This is a genomic window from Halobellus marinus, from assembly GCF_032113415.1.
GTDB lineage: Archaea > Halobacteriota > Halobacteria > Halobacteriales > Haloferacaceae > Haloquadratum > Haloquadratum marinus.
The window spans coordinates 685,488-700,866 of record NZ_CP134946.1 but is presented as its reverse complement, the minus strand read 5'-3'; the positions used below and the strand labels follow the sequence as shown (position 1 = coordinate 700,866).

15 protein-coding genes are annotated in these 15,379 nt (G+C 64.0%); 6 read left to right on the top strand and 9 right to left on the bottom strand.

Annotated elements, in window-relative coordinates; all coding sequences use genetic code 11:
- Positions 1-29: 29 nt before the first annotated feature.
- The 3 genes from RJT37_RS03580 (at position 30) to RJT37_RS03570 (ending at position 1,086) form a co-directional block, all read left to right on the top strand.
- Complete coding sequence (locus RJT37_RS03580; RefSeq protein WP_311170343.1) at positions 30-194, top strand: DUF6757 family protein; 165 nt, start codon at positions 30-32, stop codon at positions 192-194.
- A 254-nt stretch (positions 195-448) separates the two neighbouring features.
- A complete protein-coding gene (locus RJT37_RS03575) occupies positions 449-691 on the top strand; it encodes an antitoxin VapB family protein (protein WP_313687870.1) in 243 nt (80 codons plus the stop codon).
- Entirely contained in the window at positions 688-1,086 is a 399-nt protein-coding gene (locus RJT37_RS03570) for a PIN domain-containing protein (protein WP_313687868.1), read from the top strand. The genes RJT37_RS03575 and RJT37_RS03570 overlap by 4 nt, the downstream gene beginning before the upstream one ends.
- Before the next feature lie 509 nt (positions 1,087-1,595).
- On the opposite strand, the gene thsA is transcribed toward RJT37_RS03570, so the two are convergent.
- The gene (gene thsA, locus RJT37_RS03565) at positions 1,596-3,248 is read right to left on the bottom strand and encodes a thermosome subunit alpha (RefSeq protein ID WP_313689837.1); all 1,653 of its coding nucleotides are present in this window, start codon (positions 3,246-3,248) and stop codon (positions 1,596-1,598) included.
- A gap of 269 nt (positions 3,249-3,517) precedes the next feature.
- Between thsA and RJT37_RS03560 the strand changes: the two genes are divergently transcribed.
- Positions 3,518-4,288 (top strand): DICT sensory domain-containing protein, encoded by a 771-nt coding sequence (locus RJT37_RS03560; protein ID WP_313687866.1) that lies wholly within the window; start codon positions 3,518-3,520, stop codon positions 4,286-4,288.
- A 36-nt stretch (positions 4,289-4,324) separates the two neighbouring features.
- Here the strand turns inward: RJT37_RS03560 and RJT37_RS03555 are convergent, their stop codons facing one another.
- From RJT37_RS03555 to eif1A, 3 genes are all read right to left on the bottom strand, one after another.
- A complete protein-coding gene (locus RJT37_RS03555) occupies positions 4,325-4,867 on the bottom strand; it encodes a KH domain-containing protein (protein ID WP_313687864.1) in 543 nt (180 codons plus the stop codon).
- 115 nt (positions 4,868-4,982) lie between these two features.
- Positions 4,983-5,882 carry a serine/threonine-protein kinase Rio1 gene (gene rio1 / locus RJT37_RS03550; protein WP_313687862.1) on the bottom strand — a complete coding sequence of 300 codons (900 nt, stop codon included), beginning with the start codon at positions 5,880-5,882 and terminating at the stop codon, positions 4,983-4,985.
- Positions 5,883-5,961: 79 nt separating this feature from the next.
- Positions 5,962-6,252 (bottom strand): translation initiation factor eIF-1A, encoded by a 291-nt coding sequence (eif1A, locus tag RJT37_RS03545; protein WP_311170339.1) that lies wholly within the window; start codon positions 6,250-6,252, stop codon positions 5,962-5,964.
- A gap of 246 nt (positions 6,253-6,498) precedes the next feature.
- On the opposite strand from eif1A, the gene RJT37_RS03540 reads away from it, so the two are divergent.
- Complete coding sequence (locus RJT37_RS03540; RefSeq protein WP_313687859.1) at positions 6,499-7,806, top strand: amidohydrolase; 1,308 nt, start codon at positions 6,499-6,501, stop codon at positions 7,804-7,806.
- 7 nt (positions 7,807-7,813) lie between these two features.
- Here RJT37_RS03540 and RJT37_RS03535 read toward each other — a convergent pair whose 3' ends face one another.
- Positions 7,814-8,143, bottom strand: coding sequence for a winged helix-turn-helix domain-containing protein (locus tag RJT37_RS03535; RefSeq protein WP_313687857.1), 330 nt, complete (start codon positions 8,141-8,143; stop codon positions 7,814-7,816).
- 370 nt (positions 8,144-8,513) lie between these two features.
- Positions 8,514-9,983: a PAS domain S-box protein gene (locus RJT37_RS03530; RefSeq protein WP_313687856.1), complete on the bottom strand. Its 1,470-nt coding sequence runs from the start codon at positions 9,981-9,983 to the stop codon at positions 8,514-8,516.
- 442 nt (positions 9,984-10,425) lie between these two features.
- On the opposite strand from RJT37_RS03530, the gene RJT37_RS03525 reads away from it, so the two are divergent.
- Positions 10,426-11,709 carry an adenosylhomocysteinase gene (locus RJT37_RS03525; RefSeq protein ID WP_313687854.1) on the top strand — a complete coding sequence of 428 codons (1,284 nt, stop codon included), beginning with the start codon at positions 10,426-10,428 and terminating at the stop codon, positions 11,707-11,709.
- Between the two features lie 37 nt (positions 11,710-11,746).
- On the opposite strand, the gene RJT37_RS03520 is transcribed toward RJT37_RS03525, so the two are convergent.
- The 3 genes from RJT37_RS03520 to RJT37_RS03510 are packed head-to-tail and all read right to left on the bottom strand — an operon-like array spanning position 11,747 to position 15,311.
- Positions 11,747-12,172, bottom strand: a complete 426-nt coding sequence (locus RJT37_RS03520) for a GtrA family protein (RefSeq protein WP_313687852.1) — start codon at positions 12,170-12,172, stop codon at positions 11,747-11,749.
- Positions 12,173-13,612, bottom strand: a complete 1,440-nt coding sequence (locus RJT37_RS03515; protein ID WP_313687850.1) for a sulfatase — start codon at positions 13,610-13,612, stop codon at positions 12,173-12,175. It lies immediately after the preceding gene.
- 28 nt (positions 13,613-13,640) lie between these two features.
- Entirely contained in the window at positions 13,641-15,311 is a 1,671-nt protein-coding gene (locus RJT37_RS03510; RefSeq protein WP_313687848.1) for an ATP-binding protein, read from the bottom strand.
- Positions 15,312-15,379: the final 68 nt, after the last annotated feature.

The window sequence follows — 15,379 nt, the reverse complement described above, 5'->3', positions numbered from 1 at the left end:
TTAAATCCCGAGGAGCCTCTAGTGGTAGTATGAAGTGCCACTACTGCGACCGGGACGCCGCCTACGCCGCCGAGAAGGATGGAATCAAGGTCGGCCTCTGTGAGCGGCACTTCCGGACGCAGGTCGAAGCGCTGGCCGACTCCGAGGAGTTGTCCGCGATCCGCGAGCAGATCGACATCGATCGGACCGAGTAACCGGAAGTACCGCGATTTTCCGACAGTTGGTAGGATTCAGGCGGTCGCTCACCCTCGTGTAATATATTGCTACGCTCTAGGGGTGTCGTAGACGTCCTTTCGCACTTATCGGAGCGCTTGCGAGTCTTCGCTCACACGATCACTCGACGGCGTGCGATCGAGTGAGTAATCAGTCGCAAACGGTACCATAACAGCAATCGCCGACGACTCGGCCAAACGATTTTACGCTGTCAACGCTAACGTTGACACGAGAGATGGCTACCGCCGACGAGCAGATCCGGATCAGCGACCGAGTAAAAAAGCGACTCGACAGCCGACGGCGTGAGGGCGAGTCCTACAACGACGTCCTCGATCGGCTGCTCGGCGAGACGACAGACAGCGACTTCGAGGACGGGTTCGGGCTGCTGTCGGAGACCGACGGCGAGTGGATCCGCGAGCAACGCGCGAAGGCAAAAGACGAGCGCAAAGAGCGGATGCACGGACTCGGGGACGTATGAGAGTTCTCGACGCGAACTTTCTCATCGACTATCTCAGCGGGGTTCAGGCGACGAAAGAGTACTACGCGGCCAATGGTGGCGACGACGAGACGTGGATCATTCCCGCACCGGCGTACGCCGAGACGCTCGTCGGCGTCGGGAACCACCCCGACGGCGACGTCGACGAGGCGGCCGCAGCTCTGGGGTGGGGTGAAGTTGTCGCCGTCGACGAGGAACTCGCCAAGACGGCTGCACGGATCGCGGACGAAATCGACCCCGGCGGACCGTACCTCGACGGCGTCGACGGACTCGTGGCCGCCGTCGGTCACGCGTGGGGCGCCCCGGTCGTCTCAGCGGACGGCGATTTGACCCACGAGGAGACCAGGCGCGTCGTCGACGTCGAGGAATATCGATAGTCCCGCTGGGGGAGTCGATCAATACAACCCACCTTTTTACTGCGTCGGGTCGCGCTGCGCGCGACCGCTCCTTGCAAAAACCTGGACCAAAAACCGACCGACTCCGCCGCCTTCGGCGGCTCCGTCGGTGAACCGCTCGCTTCGCTCGCGGATGCTCAATCCGTAGGCAGATTCTCACGGCTGATTCTGTTTTGACGCCGTGAAATAAACACCGTGACAAGTGTTCTATGGCACCCTCGCCCCCTCTATCCACGCTCCGGTAACGAGCGTCCGCAGTGGGGGCACTCCTCGTCGACGATGGTCACCTGCGCCTCGCAGTCGGGACACACCTCGCGGTAGCAGGCTGGATCGCCCATCACGTCCGGAGTTCGAGACCAGTTCACAAAACCGCTTCGTCGGTAGCGCCGCCGCTGTTCGACGGTGCGTCTCGAAAGAAAATCCGGGTTCGCGTTCGGCGGACGGTGCTGGCGGGTTGTCGGGAGTGGGTAGTGACGGGCAGTAACTGACGCTTACATCGCGCCGCCCATTCCGCCCATTCCGCCCATACCGCCGCCCATTCCGCCGGCGCCGCCGGGCGCGCCACCCTCGTCGCCGCCGTCGTCGCTGCCGCCGCCCTTGAGGTCGCCGGCAGCGATGACGTCGTCGATGCGGAGGATCATCACGGCCGCCTCGGTGGCGGACTCGATGGCCTGCGTCTTGACGCGGAGGGGTTCGACGACGCCGTCGTCCTCCATGTTGACGATGTCGCCCGTGTAGGCGTCCAGACCCGCAGCGAAGTCGCCGTCGGAGTGCTCCTTGCGGAGGTTGACGAGCGACTCGATGGGGTCGAGGCCGGCGTTCTCCGCGAGAGTGCGCGGGATGACGTCCAGCGCCTCGGTGAACGCCTCGATGGCGAGCTGCTCGCGGCCGCCGACGGAGCTGGCGAACTCGCCGAGCCGCATCGAGAGTTCGGTCTCGCTTGCGCCGCCGCCGGGCAGGACGCGACCGTCCTCCAGCGTCGTCTTCACGACGCCGAGGGAGTCGTCGATCGCCCGCTCGAGTTCGTCGACGACGTGCTCGGTGCCGCCGCGGAGGATGAGCGTGACGGACTTTGCGTCCTCGACGTCCTCGACGAAGATGCGCTCGTCGCCGCCGATGTCCTTCTGGGCGACGGAGCCGGCGAAGCCGAGGTCGTCGGCCTCGATGTCGTCGAGCGAGCCGACGACGTTGCCGCCGGTCGCGCGGGCGAGGCTGGCCAGATCGTCGGACTTTGCACGGCGGACCGCGAGGATGCCCTCCTTCGCGAGGTAGTGCTGGGCCATGTCGTCGATCCCGTCGCCGACGAAGACCACGTCAGCGCCGACGTCGACGAGCTGGTCGACCATCTCCTTGAGCTGCTTTTCTTCCTGGTCGAGGAACTGCTGGAGCTGGTCGGGGTCGGTGACGTTGACTTCCGCGTCGATCTCGGTCTCGCGGACTTCGAGCGCGCCGTCGAACAGCGCGACGTCGGCGTCCTCGACACCGTACGGCATATTCTCGTTGACGCGCTCCTTGTCGACGATGACGCCCTCGACGAGCTCGGAGTTCTCGATCGAGCCGCCGACGACCTTCTCGACGGAGACGTTGTCCGTGTCGATGCCCTCGTCGTCGGAGACCGCGAGCACGGCGTCGACGACGAGTTCCGCGAGCAGATCCTTCGAGGATTCGGCGCCCTTGCCCGTCATCGCCGTCTCGGCGATCTTGACGAGTGTCTCGCGATCGTCCTCGGAGACCTCGATCGCGTTGTCCTCGAGGATCTCCTTGGCTTTCTCTGCAGCCTGGCGGTAGCCCTGGGCGATGGTGGTTGCGTGGACGTCCTGCTCGATGAGCTCCTCGGCCTGATCGAGGAGTTCACCGGCGACGACGACGGCGGTCGTGGTCCCGTCGGCGACCTCGTCTTCCTGGGTCTCGGAGACCTCGACGATCATATTCGCCGCGGGGTGGTCGATGTCCATCTCCTTGAGGATCGTTACGCCGTCGTTCGTTACGACGACCGATCCGCCGGAGTCGACGAGCATCTTGTCCATCCCTTTCGGACCGAGCGTGGTCCGAACGGATTCGGCGACCGCTTTGCCCGCCGAGATGTTCATCGACTGTGCGTCTTTGCCCTGTGTGCGCTGGGAGTCTTCGCCCAGAATGATCATCGGCTGACCCTGCTGCATTCGCTGAGACATAATCAACCTTTGATTGTTTGTGATTCTATATAAATATAACGCTACGGAACGCCGAAGGCACAGTAGGGCCGGCCAGATCCGTGTTAACCACTATCAATAGATGCTTTTATATGCCTCGAACGAAGCAACCGTCTCGACGTCCAGCGGACGGATATTCGCCGGGGTGTACGTCAGGATCACGTTTCTATTCCGGTACTGCCGGGTAAACCCTATTAGGAGGAGTTGTGTTGTAGTTCGTAATGAAGTTGCGGGAGTTCGTCGACGAGTTCTCCGAGGCTGGCCACGATACGTCGCTGTCGGTGGTCAACAGCAGCCAGCCGCCGACAGTCTCTCGGATGCTCGATCGACTCTTCACCGAGCAGTCGATCGGAGTCTCGGAGGTCACCCGCGCGCTCTCGGCGGCCGACGTCGTCCGACTGCGACGGGACGGCGAGGTCGTCGCCGAATCCGACTTCGAGGACGTCCGCGACGCGATCCTCGCGGTCAACTCGGACATCTACGTCACCGGCAGCCGCTCGCTCGCAGACGTCGAGACGCCCGACGTCGTCAGCAGCCTGGAAGGACTGCGGTTCCGCGTCCGCGGCTACCCCGAGGGCTCGAAGGGAAAGCTCCTGCTCATCGAGATCTCCCGGTACATCGAGGCGATGGCGCTCCGCCACGAGCGTGGCGAACTCCACACCGGATTCCAGCGTCTCTCCCGGATCGCCGACGAACGGGGGACCAGACACGCGTACGAGGAACTAGCTGCCACCGACCTCGACGTCCACGTCTACGGCATCGGCGACGCCAGCCCGCTGGACTCGCAGTCGGTGACGCTTCACGCCGACGACGCCGAGGAGATCCGGAACGGCTGGTTCGTCGTCTTCGCTCCGCCTGCCGGCGAGGACGTCGCGGGCGCGGTGCTGGTCGCCGTCACCGACGACGACACCGAATGGGAGGGTGTCTGGACCGCCGATACGGACGCGGCACGGCGCGTCGCGGTCTATCTCGAGGATACCTACGGTGGGTGAACAGGAAACGCCAAAGGAACCCCGAAACGCGCCGGTTCAGCCGGACTGCCGGACGTCGAAGCCCTGGGTGAGTTCGTTGTGCTTCCGTTCGAGAAACGAGTAAACCGCACCGTGCGGCGCGCCGTCGAGAATCATCCCGACCGCCCGGCGGACGGCGTCGACCTCCTCGGGCTGGCCGATGACGCCGAGCGTGGTCCCCTTGATGACGACCTCCGCGCCGGTCAGTTCCTCCATCAGTTCGCGGGTGCGCCCGTCCTCGCCGATGAGCCGTCCTTTCTGCCGCTTGAGGTCGTTCTTGTTCCTGGTGTGCGCTTCGAGGTCGACCAGCTCGAACGTCCGGAGATCGTTATCGAGGAGCGACAGCGCCGACTTGGGGGTGAATCCGCGGCCGATGGCCTTGACGATGTCCGGCGCGAGCATCCCGGAGACCGGATCGCCGACGTCGTCGATCGCGACGGCACCGGTCTCGGAGTCGATGTCGAGCCGAACCTCCGCCCGGCGTTCGATCTCGCGCATCGTCTCACCGCCCTCGCCGATGAGGACGCCGATGCGGTCCTGCGGAACCTTCACGTGTTTCATACTGTCGACTACCCGACGGAGCGATTTAAGCACTTTGTTGGGTGTTCCCGGCGGATGCGCCCTCCCATTACGGGACCGCGCGGGACTCGACATCGTAGCCGCAAGAGGGCCGAAATCAGGCGTCCGGCCCGTCCGGCGTCCCGCCGGGTTCGGGATCGACGTCGGTGACGAACGCGAGAAGGTCGTCGGCGGTGACGTCGAGCCCCTGCCGCCGGAAGAAACTGGCCACGTTGCGGCAGTCCCGGTGGAGGAAATCCTCGGCGTTGGGGTGATGCACCGTCACCGCCTGTCCGAGATCGATGATAACGAGTTCGCCGTCGTGGATGATCATATTGTACTCCGAGAGGTCGCCGTGGACGAGTCCCGCGGCGTGGAGTCGCTGCATATACTCACGGACGACCTCGTAGGCCGTTTCGGGGTTCTCGACGTCGACCTCCGCCAGTCGCCGGGCGCGGTCCTCGACGAGACCCACCAGTTCCATCACGAGGACGTTCCGCTCGACGGCGATCGGTTCGGGAACGCGGACGCCCGCCTGTCTGGCCCGGGTGAGGTTCGCGAACTCCTTTTGTGTCCACGCGAGGACGACTTTTTTCTTGTCGCTGCCGATCCCCTCGAAGCGCGGGTCACCCTCCAAGTACTCCCGCATCTGCTGGAAGTTCGAGGCGTTGATGCGGTAGACTTTCACGGCGACGTCGCGCTCCGCACCGTCGAGGCTCCCGAGCGCCTCGTAGACGTTGGCCTCCTTTCCGGTCGAGATAGGGCCGCCGAAGGCGTCGACGTGGCCGTCCTGAACGAGTTTGTAGATGGCGGCGAACGTGGCGTCGTCGAACACCGACTGCTCGACTTTGAACTGGTCGGCGTCCTTCAGCCGCTTGCGGAACTGGTCGAACTTCCGGTCGCGACGGCGGGCGATCCGGTCGGCCTCGGTATCTGTGACGTCAATTTCTTCCCACTCGTCGCCGGGGGCATCGACCTCGTCGGGAGACAGAAAGCCGTACTCCTCGGAGTCAGTCATAATGATTGTTGTTCCGTTTTACCGGTGCTCGCCATCCCCAATACCGGCGAGCACCGATAAGAGACTACAACAATCATTATCACTGGATGTGTCCTTCTTCCCTGAGCTGATCCGCCTCGGACTTTTCGTACCGCCAGACGACGTCGGCCTTCTCGTCTTGCCAGTCCCACGGTTCGACGAGGACCACGTCGTCCTCGCGGATCCAGATGCGCTTCTGCATCCGGCCAGGAATCCGTGCGGTGCGTTCGACGCCGTCGGCACAGCGGACCTTCACACGGTTCGCTCCGAGCATATTCGTGACGACGGCGAACACCTCGTCGTCGTCCGGCATCCGGAGGTCGCGTCGCCCCCTGTTCTCGTCGTCGCTCATACGCGGGCGTTCGGTATGGTCCGGTAAAAGTTCTGCGAGACCCGCCGTGACAGACGCTCCGGATCGATTCCGTCCTCCAGGGCGGGTTTCCGAGCAGTTGACGGAGGGAGACTCCTCGGGCGACAGTCGGACGGCTGATCCCTCCAGCGACAGTCGGATGACTGGCCTCCTCGATCGATACTCGGACGGTTCCCCGCTCAACCGACAGACGACACGCTCATACGGACGCCGGCGGAAGCGTGGTCTATGACTTCCGAGACACTCCTTCTTGCGGGCGGTCGGGTGCTTCGGCCCGACGCCAGCGTCACGGACGCGGACGTCCTCGTTGATCGCGGTAGCGGGCGGATCGCGGAGATCGGTCCGGAGCTGTCGGCCGACCACGACGCCGACGAGAGACTCGACGCCTCGGGCGGACTCGTGATACCTGGACTCGTCAACGCGCACACGCACGTGGCAATGACACTGCTCCGGGGATACGCAGACGACAAGCCGCTGGACACGTGGCTGCGCGAGGATATCTGGCCCGCGGAGGCGGAACTCACCGCCGCGGACGTTCGAGCGGGCGCGGAACTCGGGATGGTCGAGATGATCCGTTCGGGAACGACGACGTTCGCGGATATGTACTTCCAGGTCCCCGAGATCGTCGCCGCCGTCGACGAAGCCGGGATGCGCGCCCGCGTCGGCCACGGGATCGTCACCGTCGGCAAAGACGAGGCGGCCGCCCGCGCGGACGTCGAAGAGAGCCTCAGCGTCGCTCGCGAGTACGACGGCGCCGCCGACGGCCGGGTTCGAACGGCAGTAATGCCCCACTCGCTGACGACCGTCGAGGAGTCGCTACTGCGGGAGATCGCCGCCGAGGCACACGAGGCAGGCATCCCGGTACATTACCACGCTAACGAGACGCGCGACGAAGTCGCGCCGATTGTCGAGGACCGCGGCGAGCGCCCGCTGGCGTACGCAGACGACCTCGGACTGCTCTCCGACGCGGAGTTCCTGGCACACGGCGTCCACGTGGACGACGCGGAGATCGACCTGCTCGCGGATCGCGGGACGGCGGTCGTCCACTGTCCGGCGTCGAATATGAAACTCGCCTCCGGAATCGCGCCCGTGCAGGATCTCCTGGATGCGGGCGTAACGGTCGCGCTCGGCACCGACGGAGCGGCCTCGAACAACGACCTCGATCTCTTCGACGAACTCCGGGACGCCGCGATGCTCGGCAAACTCGGCGCCGACGACGCTGCCGCCGTCCCCGCTGCGGCGGCGGTTCGGATGGCCACCGAGGGGGGCGCGACGGCGCTGTCGCTGCCAGGGGGTCGCGTCGAGGTCGGCGCCGCGGCGGATCTCGCGGTCGTGGATCTCGACGCGCCCCATCTCGCGCCGGCGCACGATCTCGTGAGCCACCTGGCGTACGCCGTCCGCGGCTCCGACGTCCGTCATACGGTCTGTGACGGGCAGGTGCTGATGCGGGACCGGGAGGTTCTGACCCTCGACGAGGAGCGCGTGGTCGAGACTGCGAGAGATCGAGCCGCTGATCTCGCTTCTCGTGCGGAATGACAGAGGTTTACTCGGGGATGACGTCGACGCCGTCGTCCGTCACCGACACCCGCAGCGACTCGACGGCCCGCTCGTAGACGCTGGCGTGGCGTCCGTTCTCGACGTCGACGCGGACGGTCTCTTCGAGCAACCCGGCTTCGACGAGTTTGCTCGTCTCCCGGTAGACCGTCGACAGCGGGACACCGGAGCGATCCCGGAGTTCGCAGGCCGTCGCCGGAGACCCCGCCGATCGGAGGAGCGCGACCCCGGTGTCGCTGGCCAAAAGCTTCAGGACTGCCGACCGCGGGAGCGTCTGCTCGGCCTCGTCGCTACGGCGTTCTTCCTCATAGGAGGACATCTGTGCTATCCGCACTATCGGGTCGAACTGTGAAAGCATTTGCCAGAGATTGGGACGCATTCGACAGGTTTCCGCTCCCAGCGTTCTTATCGCCCGATAGTGATTACTCTCACTTTCGACCGCCGAGCGCCGTCAACGGGAGTGGCGCTCGGCGGGACGAGACGGGAATACTCAGTATGAATCGTAGCGAACAGTCGGCACAGCCGCTCCCCACGCCGACGTGCCGAGCACCCGCAGCCCGACGTGGGGCCGTATCTACGTCACACGACGCCTGGCCCCGCTATCGTACATAAATCTACGTCGGTGTCGGTGTGCACTCGAGGCTGGAGCGGCTCAGCAAGTGATCCGGGACCCGATACTGCACTTTTCGTTAACTTTGAGGTGGTTCGTCTACCGTTCGATTCGGATCGCAGAGATCAACATTTGCAAATTCGAATCGGGCGCCTCCTTCCTTCGAATCAGTAATTGACAACGTCCAGCCGTGAGCATCGGCGATCCGATTGACTATCGCAAGCCCGAATCCGGTACCGTCCGAGGATTGACTGTAGCCAGCTTCGAGCACCTTCGTACGGTTTTCCTCGGGGATCCCGGGGCCATCGTCTTCGACATAGAATCCAGTGTCGTCCAGCCGTCCGACCCGAACCGTTATCCCGTCATTACCGTGTTCGACAGCGTCCCCGTGAGTATCCGAACGCGGATTCGGAGAGCCGTGTTCGACGGCGTTCCGAAATAGATTCTCGAACAGATGCATCAGTCGGCCCTGATCAGCATAAATCCCGAACCCATCACTGACTTCGAGTGTTGCGGCACCGGTATCGACCATCTCCCAGCTTCGATGTGCGATTTGCTGAACCTGGACGAGTTCCGATTTACCGACCTTCTGACCCTGCTGAGCCAGGACGAGCGTATCTTCGATAATGACCTCCATTCGCTCTAATGCGGTTTCGACGTGTGTCAGGTGGTCACCACCGTATTCGTCCTGAGCCAGGTGGAGTCTTCCCATCGCGACGTTGAGCGGGTTGCGCAAGTCGTGTGAGACCACGCTCGCGAACTCGTCGAGTTGTTCAGTCTGTTTTTGAAGCTCGCGCTCGCGTTTCTTGCGAGCCGTGATATCTACGAAGGAGGACATCAACGCGAGTGGTTCCCCCTCGTTGTCGGTGACGGTGCTTGCGGAGCATTGTGCGTGGAAAGTGGTGCTATCCTTTCGGACGGCCAGTAGTTCCCCGTTCCACTGGCCGGTTTCTTCGACACTGCTTGCTACCTTTGCTGCCTCTTCAGGTCGCTTCCAGAATTCTGTGACAGACTTTCCGAGAACTTCATCTTCGGTTTCGTAGCCCCAGAGTTCGAGAAACGACGGATTGACCGAGATCAACTCGCCATCGAGATTGGCGATGGCGATTCCACTGAGCGCGGACTCGATGGTGTATTCGTCGATCAGCAACTCCTCTTCACGCTGTTTGCGCTCGGTGATGTCTCGGCCGACACCGGCGAGTAACTCCGTCGAATCGTCGGTGAACGAAACGGCCGAAAATTCATAGCAAAGACGGTCCCCGTCTTCCGTCTCCAGCGTTGCCTCGACACGAGCGTACGCTTCGTCGAGGGCACGGTCGATGGCGTCGGTGATGAGTTCTCGATCCTCGGCGACGAAAAAATCGACCGGGTCCATCGCCGCAATCGTTGCGTCAGTATATCCCGTCTCCCTTGACAACGCATCGTTCCAGTACTGAAACTTCCCGTCGGCCGTAAAGACATAGAATAGCTCGTCGACTGCCTGCAGAGCGTTGACAACGCCAGCAGGGCTCAGGATCGACGTCCGATCCTCCCCGTTCTGATCATCCATAGCCGTTTGTGGGCCACATATTATTTTATAGTAGGGGCCGGGCAGTTTCGATCCTCGAATGCTCGATTTCCCATTTTTCAGGCCACAGGTCATATTCCGTGGTGGATTTCGACCGATTCGTACGCAGGGCATTCATACTGTCGGACACAACTTTTCAAGATATTCGCCGCCCGGGGCGGCGAAATTCTTCATAGACCTGTGTCCGACAGTATCAGATGGATTCCGAACGAAGACTCGATAGAATGTCGATCAAATAACTACGAATTGGGTGAAAAAGAGAGGATATACGTTCCAGCAATCGCACCGCGAGCGAGGCCGGAGGCCGAGCGAGCGGCCCCTTTTTGGTCCAGCTTTTTACAAGGAGTGGTGCGCCTTCGGCGCACCCGACGCAGTAAAAAGGTGGTTCGGTAGCGTTTTGCCCCGCCTCCCGTTACCGAACGGTATGAGTGCGTATCCACCGATCGGTGAGCAACTCGACGATATCGAGTCCGCTCGCACGGAGGGCCGGCGGAAGATGGACTGGGCGCTGCAGCATATGCCGATCCTCCAGGAACTCCGCGAGCAGTTTAGCGAGGAGCGACCACTCGAAGGCCACACCCTCGGGATGGCGATGCACGTCGAAGCGAAGACCGCGAACCTCGTCGAGTTGCTCGCACTCGGCGGCGCGGAGGTCGCGATCACGGGCTGTAACCCGCTGTCGACCCACGACGACGTGAGCGCCGCCCTCGACGACAACGAGAACATCACGTCCTACGCGAAACGCGGCGTCGGCGAGGACGACTACTACGCCGCGATCGAGGCGGTCGTCTCTCACGAGCCGACGATCACCGTCGACGACGGGATGGATATGGTCTACGCAATCCACGAGGACTACCCCGAACTCATCGACACTATCGTCGGCGGCGCCGAGGAGACGACGACCGGCGTCCACCGCCTGCGGGCGATGGCCGACGACGGCGAACTCGACTATCCGGTGTTCGCCGTCAACGACACGCCGATGAAGCGCCTGTTCGACAACGTCCACGGCACGGGCGAGTCCTCGCTCGCGACAATCGCGATGACGACGAATCTCTCGTATGCCGGCAAGAACGTCGTCGTCGCGGGCTACGGCTACTGCGGGAAGGGCGTCGCGAAGAAGGCCGCCGGCCAGAACGCGAACGTGATCGTCACCGAGGTCGAACCGCGCCGCGCCCTGGAGGCACATATGGAGGGCTACGACGTGATGCCGATAAACGAAGCAGCCGCGGTCGGCGACGTCTTCATCACGACGACCGGAAACAGAGACGTCATCACTCGCGAGGACTTCGAGGTGATGGACGACGGCGCGCTGCTCGCCAACGCCGGCCACTTCGACGTCGAGATCAACCTGGAGGACCTCTCGGACCTCGCTGTCGACGAGTACGAGGCGCGCGACGGCGTCCGTGCCTACGAGACGCCGGACGGGCGCCGACTCAACGTGCTCGCGGAAGGGCGGCTCGTCAACCTCGCCTCGCCGATCGCACTCGGCCACCCTGTCGAGGTGATGGACCAGTCGTTCGGCATCCAAGCCGTCTGCGTCCGCGAACTCGTCGAGAACGGCGCGGAGTACGAACCCGGCGTCCACGACGTCCCCGACGAACTCGATCGGGAGGTCGCAGAGATCAAACTCGACGCCGAGGGCGTCGAGATCGACTCGCTAACGGAGACGCAGGCGGAGTATATGAACAGCTGGAGCCACGGAACGTAAGCGAACGACTTTGCGCGAGACGGCGGCGGTATATCGGCTACTGCCCCCACGTCCACTTCGCGTCGAGCACGTACCGGTAGATGCCGCTGATGACGATCGCCACAGCGTTGGCCACGAGATAGAAGATCGAGATCCACTCGACGAGCGCGAAGAGCACCGAAAGCTGGATCGGGATCGCCGACCCCCGGACGACGTTGGTCTTCAGGAGTCCGTAGAGGTACTCCCCGGTTCCAGTGTTCGGCGTCGCCTGGAACGTCCAGGCGTTGTTGAGAATGTACGAGAGGATGATCGTGATCTCGATCGACACGATCGCACCGAGCAAGTAGTGCAGTCCGGCGGCGTCGACGAACAGCCACAGAAGCGCCATCTGGACGCCTGCAGTGAAGACACCCACGATGACGAAGCGCCGGAGCTGAAGGACGAGCGGACCGCTATGGAGGTTTCGGAGAAAGCTCCGCAGCATCTATCGGTAGCCCAACGCCTCCAGCCGCGCTCCGAGATCCTCGTCGATCCCTTCCCCCGATTCGTCCGCGTCACGTCCGTCCTTCTCACGGAGCAGTTTCGTGTGTGCCTCGGTGATCGGTCGGAACTGCTCGACGACGTCCTGTGCCGTCTCGTCGGGGTGGTCCGACCGATCCGCCGTCTGTCCGGGGTCATCGGGGCTGTAGTACAGCTCTTCGGAATCCGCGTCGACGTTCCGGATGTACGTCCAGTCTTTGTCCCGTACGGAGACGAGTAGATCGCCGTCGGACAGCGACCGCGGGATCGGCTGTGCGGTCACCTCCTCGCCCCGGACGGTGACGGAGACGACCGGTTCGTCTGCCGGAGTTTCGCCGTCGAGTACCGTCGGCGCGAGCGACGCCCCCGCCCACTCCGCGGGGGCGTCGACGTCGAGCAACTCCGTGACCGTCGGCGGGATCGTGTCCAGTCCCACGTGCTCTTCGATCCGTCGCCCCTCGGCGCCGGGCACGTCGACGACGAGCGGTACCCGGATCAGCTCGTCGTAGAGCTTCGGGTAGTGAGCGAGGTGTCCGTGATCCTGGAACTCCTCGCCGTGATCGCCCGCCAGCACGACGGCTGTCTCGTCTCTGTGGCCGGTCGCGTCCAGTTCGTCCAGCAGGCGGCCGATGCTGGCGTCGACCTGCCGGGCGGCCGCCTGATACAGCGTCCGGAGTTCCTCTAACGTCCGCTCGTCGACCTCGAGCCCCAGGCCGGTCCGGGTGTGTGCGTGCAGCATCCGGTGGGTGCCCAGGAAGCCGTCAGAGACCTCGCGGATGTAGCGCGGCGCCGGAACGTACGGCGTGTGAGTGTCCATATAGTGGATCCACAGGAAGAACGGCTCGTCGGTATCCTCGAGGAACGACGCCGCGCCGTGCTCGACGTCGAACATCCGCGAGGTGTCGAGGAACGGCCGGTCGTCGGTGTTGCCTGCGAGCCGTGAGCGAAGCCGTCGCAGCGGCGAGGTCGCCAGTTGCAACCACGCCTCGACCGTGGGATGCGTGGCGAGGTACCGGCTGTAGAGGCTCGATCCGACGCTCGCGACGAACGGCTCGAACTCGTCGAAGCCGTCGTCGTACCCCCAAAAGGAGGTGAGAAAGCCGTTGGCGGCGTTGAACCCGCCCGTGGCGAATCCGGCGTCAGAGAGCGTCCGTGCGATCGTCGGCACGTCTTCGACGCCGATGTCGCCGGAGTCGGCGAACACCGGTCGGGAAGCCAGGATCGACGGGAACGAAAACGGCGTCCAGTTACCGGTCGCGAAGGCCCGCTCGAACACGGTCCCGCGGTCGGCGAGGTCGTCCATCACCGGGGTATGCCGACGTTCGTCGTACGTCCCCAGCGCGTCCGCTCGCAACGAGTCGACCGTAACGAGCACCACGTTCGATATTTCGGTTGATGGCTCCATCGTTCGGGGTCGATCCGGGCATCGGTCCTCACGCCCCCTTGTCGGACCGATGTCCTACGTTGTTCGCCTTGTGGAGGGTTGCACGTATATATTTCTTGATCCCGCTGCCGTACCGAGGAAGCCGTCGCCGACCCACGGCGAAGACGGCCCCGAGCGTCACTCCCCACAGGAGGTGACCGAACAGGCCAGCGAGTTCGAGGTTCGGAATCGTCGCCGGGAGCCCGATTACGCGCAGCCACACCGGCATCACGAACCCGGCCGCAACGAACCAGACTGCCGTTCCGTAAAGCCCGCCGAGCACGGCGGCGACGGCCGATTCCGACCGATATCGGATCAGCCGCGGCGTCGAGAGCAGTGCCACGAACCCGAGTCCGAAGACGACGCTGTGAAACATATGAACCGTCCAGCCGGCGACCGGCGACGGCATTCCGTAGAGCGCCCCGATGACCGGGATCGAGCCCTGAACCAGACTGAGCGGGACGCCCATCACGAACCCCGCGACGGTCGCCGCGGCAGCCGCGACACCGAGTGATCCGGCCGACACCCCACCGCCGAGGGCAGCAACCGCCGTCCCGTCGGGTGTCCGCTCTCTGCGGAAGGTCAGCTTGATCCCGACACCCGAGCCGTCGATTCCTCGGTCGACGGCGACGTCGGCGTTCGATTCCGTCGCGAGCAGGCGGACGATCGTCAGCCCGAATCCGGCACCGGGATCGTCGTATTCGGGCAGTTCCCCGTCGAGAAGGACCTGTCGCTGCCGTTCCGGAAGCCCGTTTCCGTTGTCGGCGACGGTGACCGACACCGTCTCCCAGTCGCTGTCCAGTTCCACGCGGACGCGGGGCTTCGCCGCCTCGTTGTGCTCGATGGCGTTCCCGAGCAGATGTTCGAACAGATATTCGATCCGGTCAGTTGCCACGGCGACGCTGTCATCGGTGTTGTTCTGCAGTTCGAACTCGGCGTGCGGGTACCGGGTCTCTGCGTCCGCGACGCAAGACTCCAAGAGGGATCCGAGGTCGACGGTTCCGGTCGTCCCCGACCGCGTGAGGCGGTTGACCTCCTCGATGGCCTCGTTGATGCGATCGGCGCTCCGTTCGATCGCGTCCGCGGCGTCGGCGACCCCGCCGTCGGCGGTCGCTTCGCGGTCGCCGTCCGCGGAACCGCCGGCCGGTTCACGATCGTCCGTCCCGACAATCCCAGCGTACCCCCGGACGACGTTGAGACTGTTCAGCACCTCGTGGCGGAGGATCCGGTTCAGGAGCGTGAGCCGGGTGTTGCGCTCGGCCACCGCCCGGCCTTTCGCTCGGCGGCGCGACACCTGGATCCCGGTCACCGTTCCCCCGACTGCGCCGGTCAGGAGGATGTCGAGGCCGAGGGCGACCGTCTGCGCCCCCGACGGCGCACCGAAGATCCCGGCCCCGAAGAGGGAGGCGGCGACGGCGATGCCCGTGGCCGCAGTCCCGAACAGACACCAGCGTGCGACGGTCACTCCGTGTTCGCGCCCCCACTCACTCACCGCCAACGAGACGCCGAAGAGCGAGAGCCCGAGCCCCACGACCAGAAACGGGACCTCTCCGAAGAGAAACGATGCCGACGACTCGGCGGTCGCCGACGCGGCCGTCGTCGACCGGGTGAGAAGAAACCCGATTCCGGCAACCACGACCCCGCTGCCCCCGGCCCACCATCGGCTCCGTCGTTGAGACACGGGGAGACCGACGACACACTCCCGATTCAACGTGGCTCGGATTGGCAGCGATGACACACAACCGACGT

What these genes read in the sequence shown, in the direction of transcription:
- RJT37_RS03570 (WP_313687868.1), top strand. Translation starts at nt 688, where the DNA reads ATGAGAGTTCTCGACGCGAACTTTCTCATCGACTATCTCAGCGGGGTT.
- RJT37_RS03555 (WP_313687864.1), bottom strand. Translation starts at nt 4,867, where the DNA reads ATGAAACACGTGAAGGTTCCGCAGGACCGCATCGGCGTCCTCATCGGC.
- RJT37_RS03575 (WP_313687870.1), top strand. Translation starts at nt 449, where the DNA reads ATGGCTACCGCCGACGAGCAGATCCGGATCAGCGACCGAGTAAAAAAG.
- RJT37_RS03525 (WP_313687854.1), top strand. Translation starts at nt 10,426, where the DNA reads ATGAGTGCGTATCCACCGATCGGTGAGCAACTCGACGATATCGAGTCC.
- RJT37_RS03515 (WP_313687850.1), bottom strand. Translation starts at nt 13,612, where the DNA reads ATGGAGCCATCAACCGAAATATCGAACGTGGTGCTCGTTACGGTCGAC.
- RJT37_RS03530 (WP_313687856.1), bottom strand. Translation starts at nt 9,983, where the DNA reads ATGGATGATCAGAACGGGGAGGATCGGACGTCGATCCTGAGCCCTGCT.
- RJT37_RS03520 (WP_313687852.1), bottom strand. Translation starts at nt 12,172, where the DNA reads ATGCTGCGGAGCTTTCTCCGAAACCTCCATAGCGGTCCGCTCGTCCTT.
- RJT37_RS03535 (WP_313687857.1), bottom strand. Translation starts at nt 8,143, where the DNA reads ATGTCCTCCTATGAGGAAGAACGCCGTAGCGACGAGGCCGAGCAGACG.
- RJT37_RS03580 (WP_311170343.1), top strand. Translation starts at nt 30, where the DNA reads ATGAAGTGCCACTACTGCGACCGGGACGCCGCCTACGCCGCCGAGAAG.
- RJT37_RS03560 (WP_313687866.1), top strand. Translation starts at nt 3,518, where the DNA reads ATGAAGTTGCGGGAGTTCGTCGACGAGTTCTCCGAGGCTGGCCACGAT.
- RJT37_RS03540 (WP_313687859.1), top strand. Translation starts at nt 6,499, where the DNA reads ATGACTTCCGAGACACTCCTTCTTGCGGGCGGTCGGGTGCTTCGGCCC.
- thsA (WP_313689837.1), bottom strand. Translation starts at nt 3,248, where the DNA reads ATGATCATTCTGGGCGAAGACTCCCAGCGCACACAGGGCAAAGACGCA.
- eif1A (WP_311170339.1), bottom strand. Translation starts at nt 6,252, where the DNA reads ATGAGCGACGACGAGAACAGGGGGCGACGCGACCTCCGGATGCCGGAC.
- rio1 (WP_313687862.1), bottom strand. Translation starts at nt 5,882, where the DNA reads ATGACTGACTCCGAGGAGTACGGCTTTCTGTCTCCCGACGAGGTCGAT.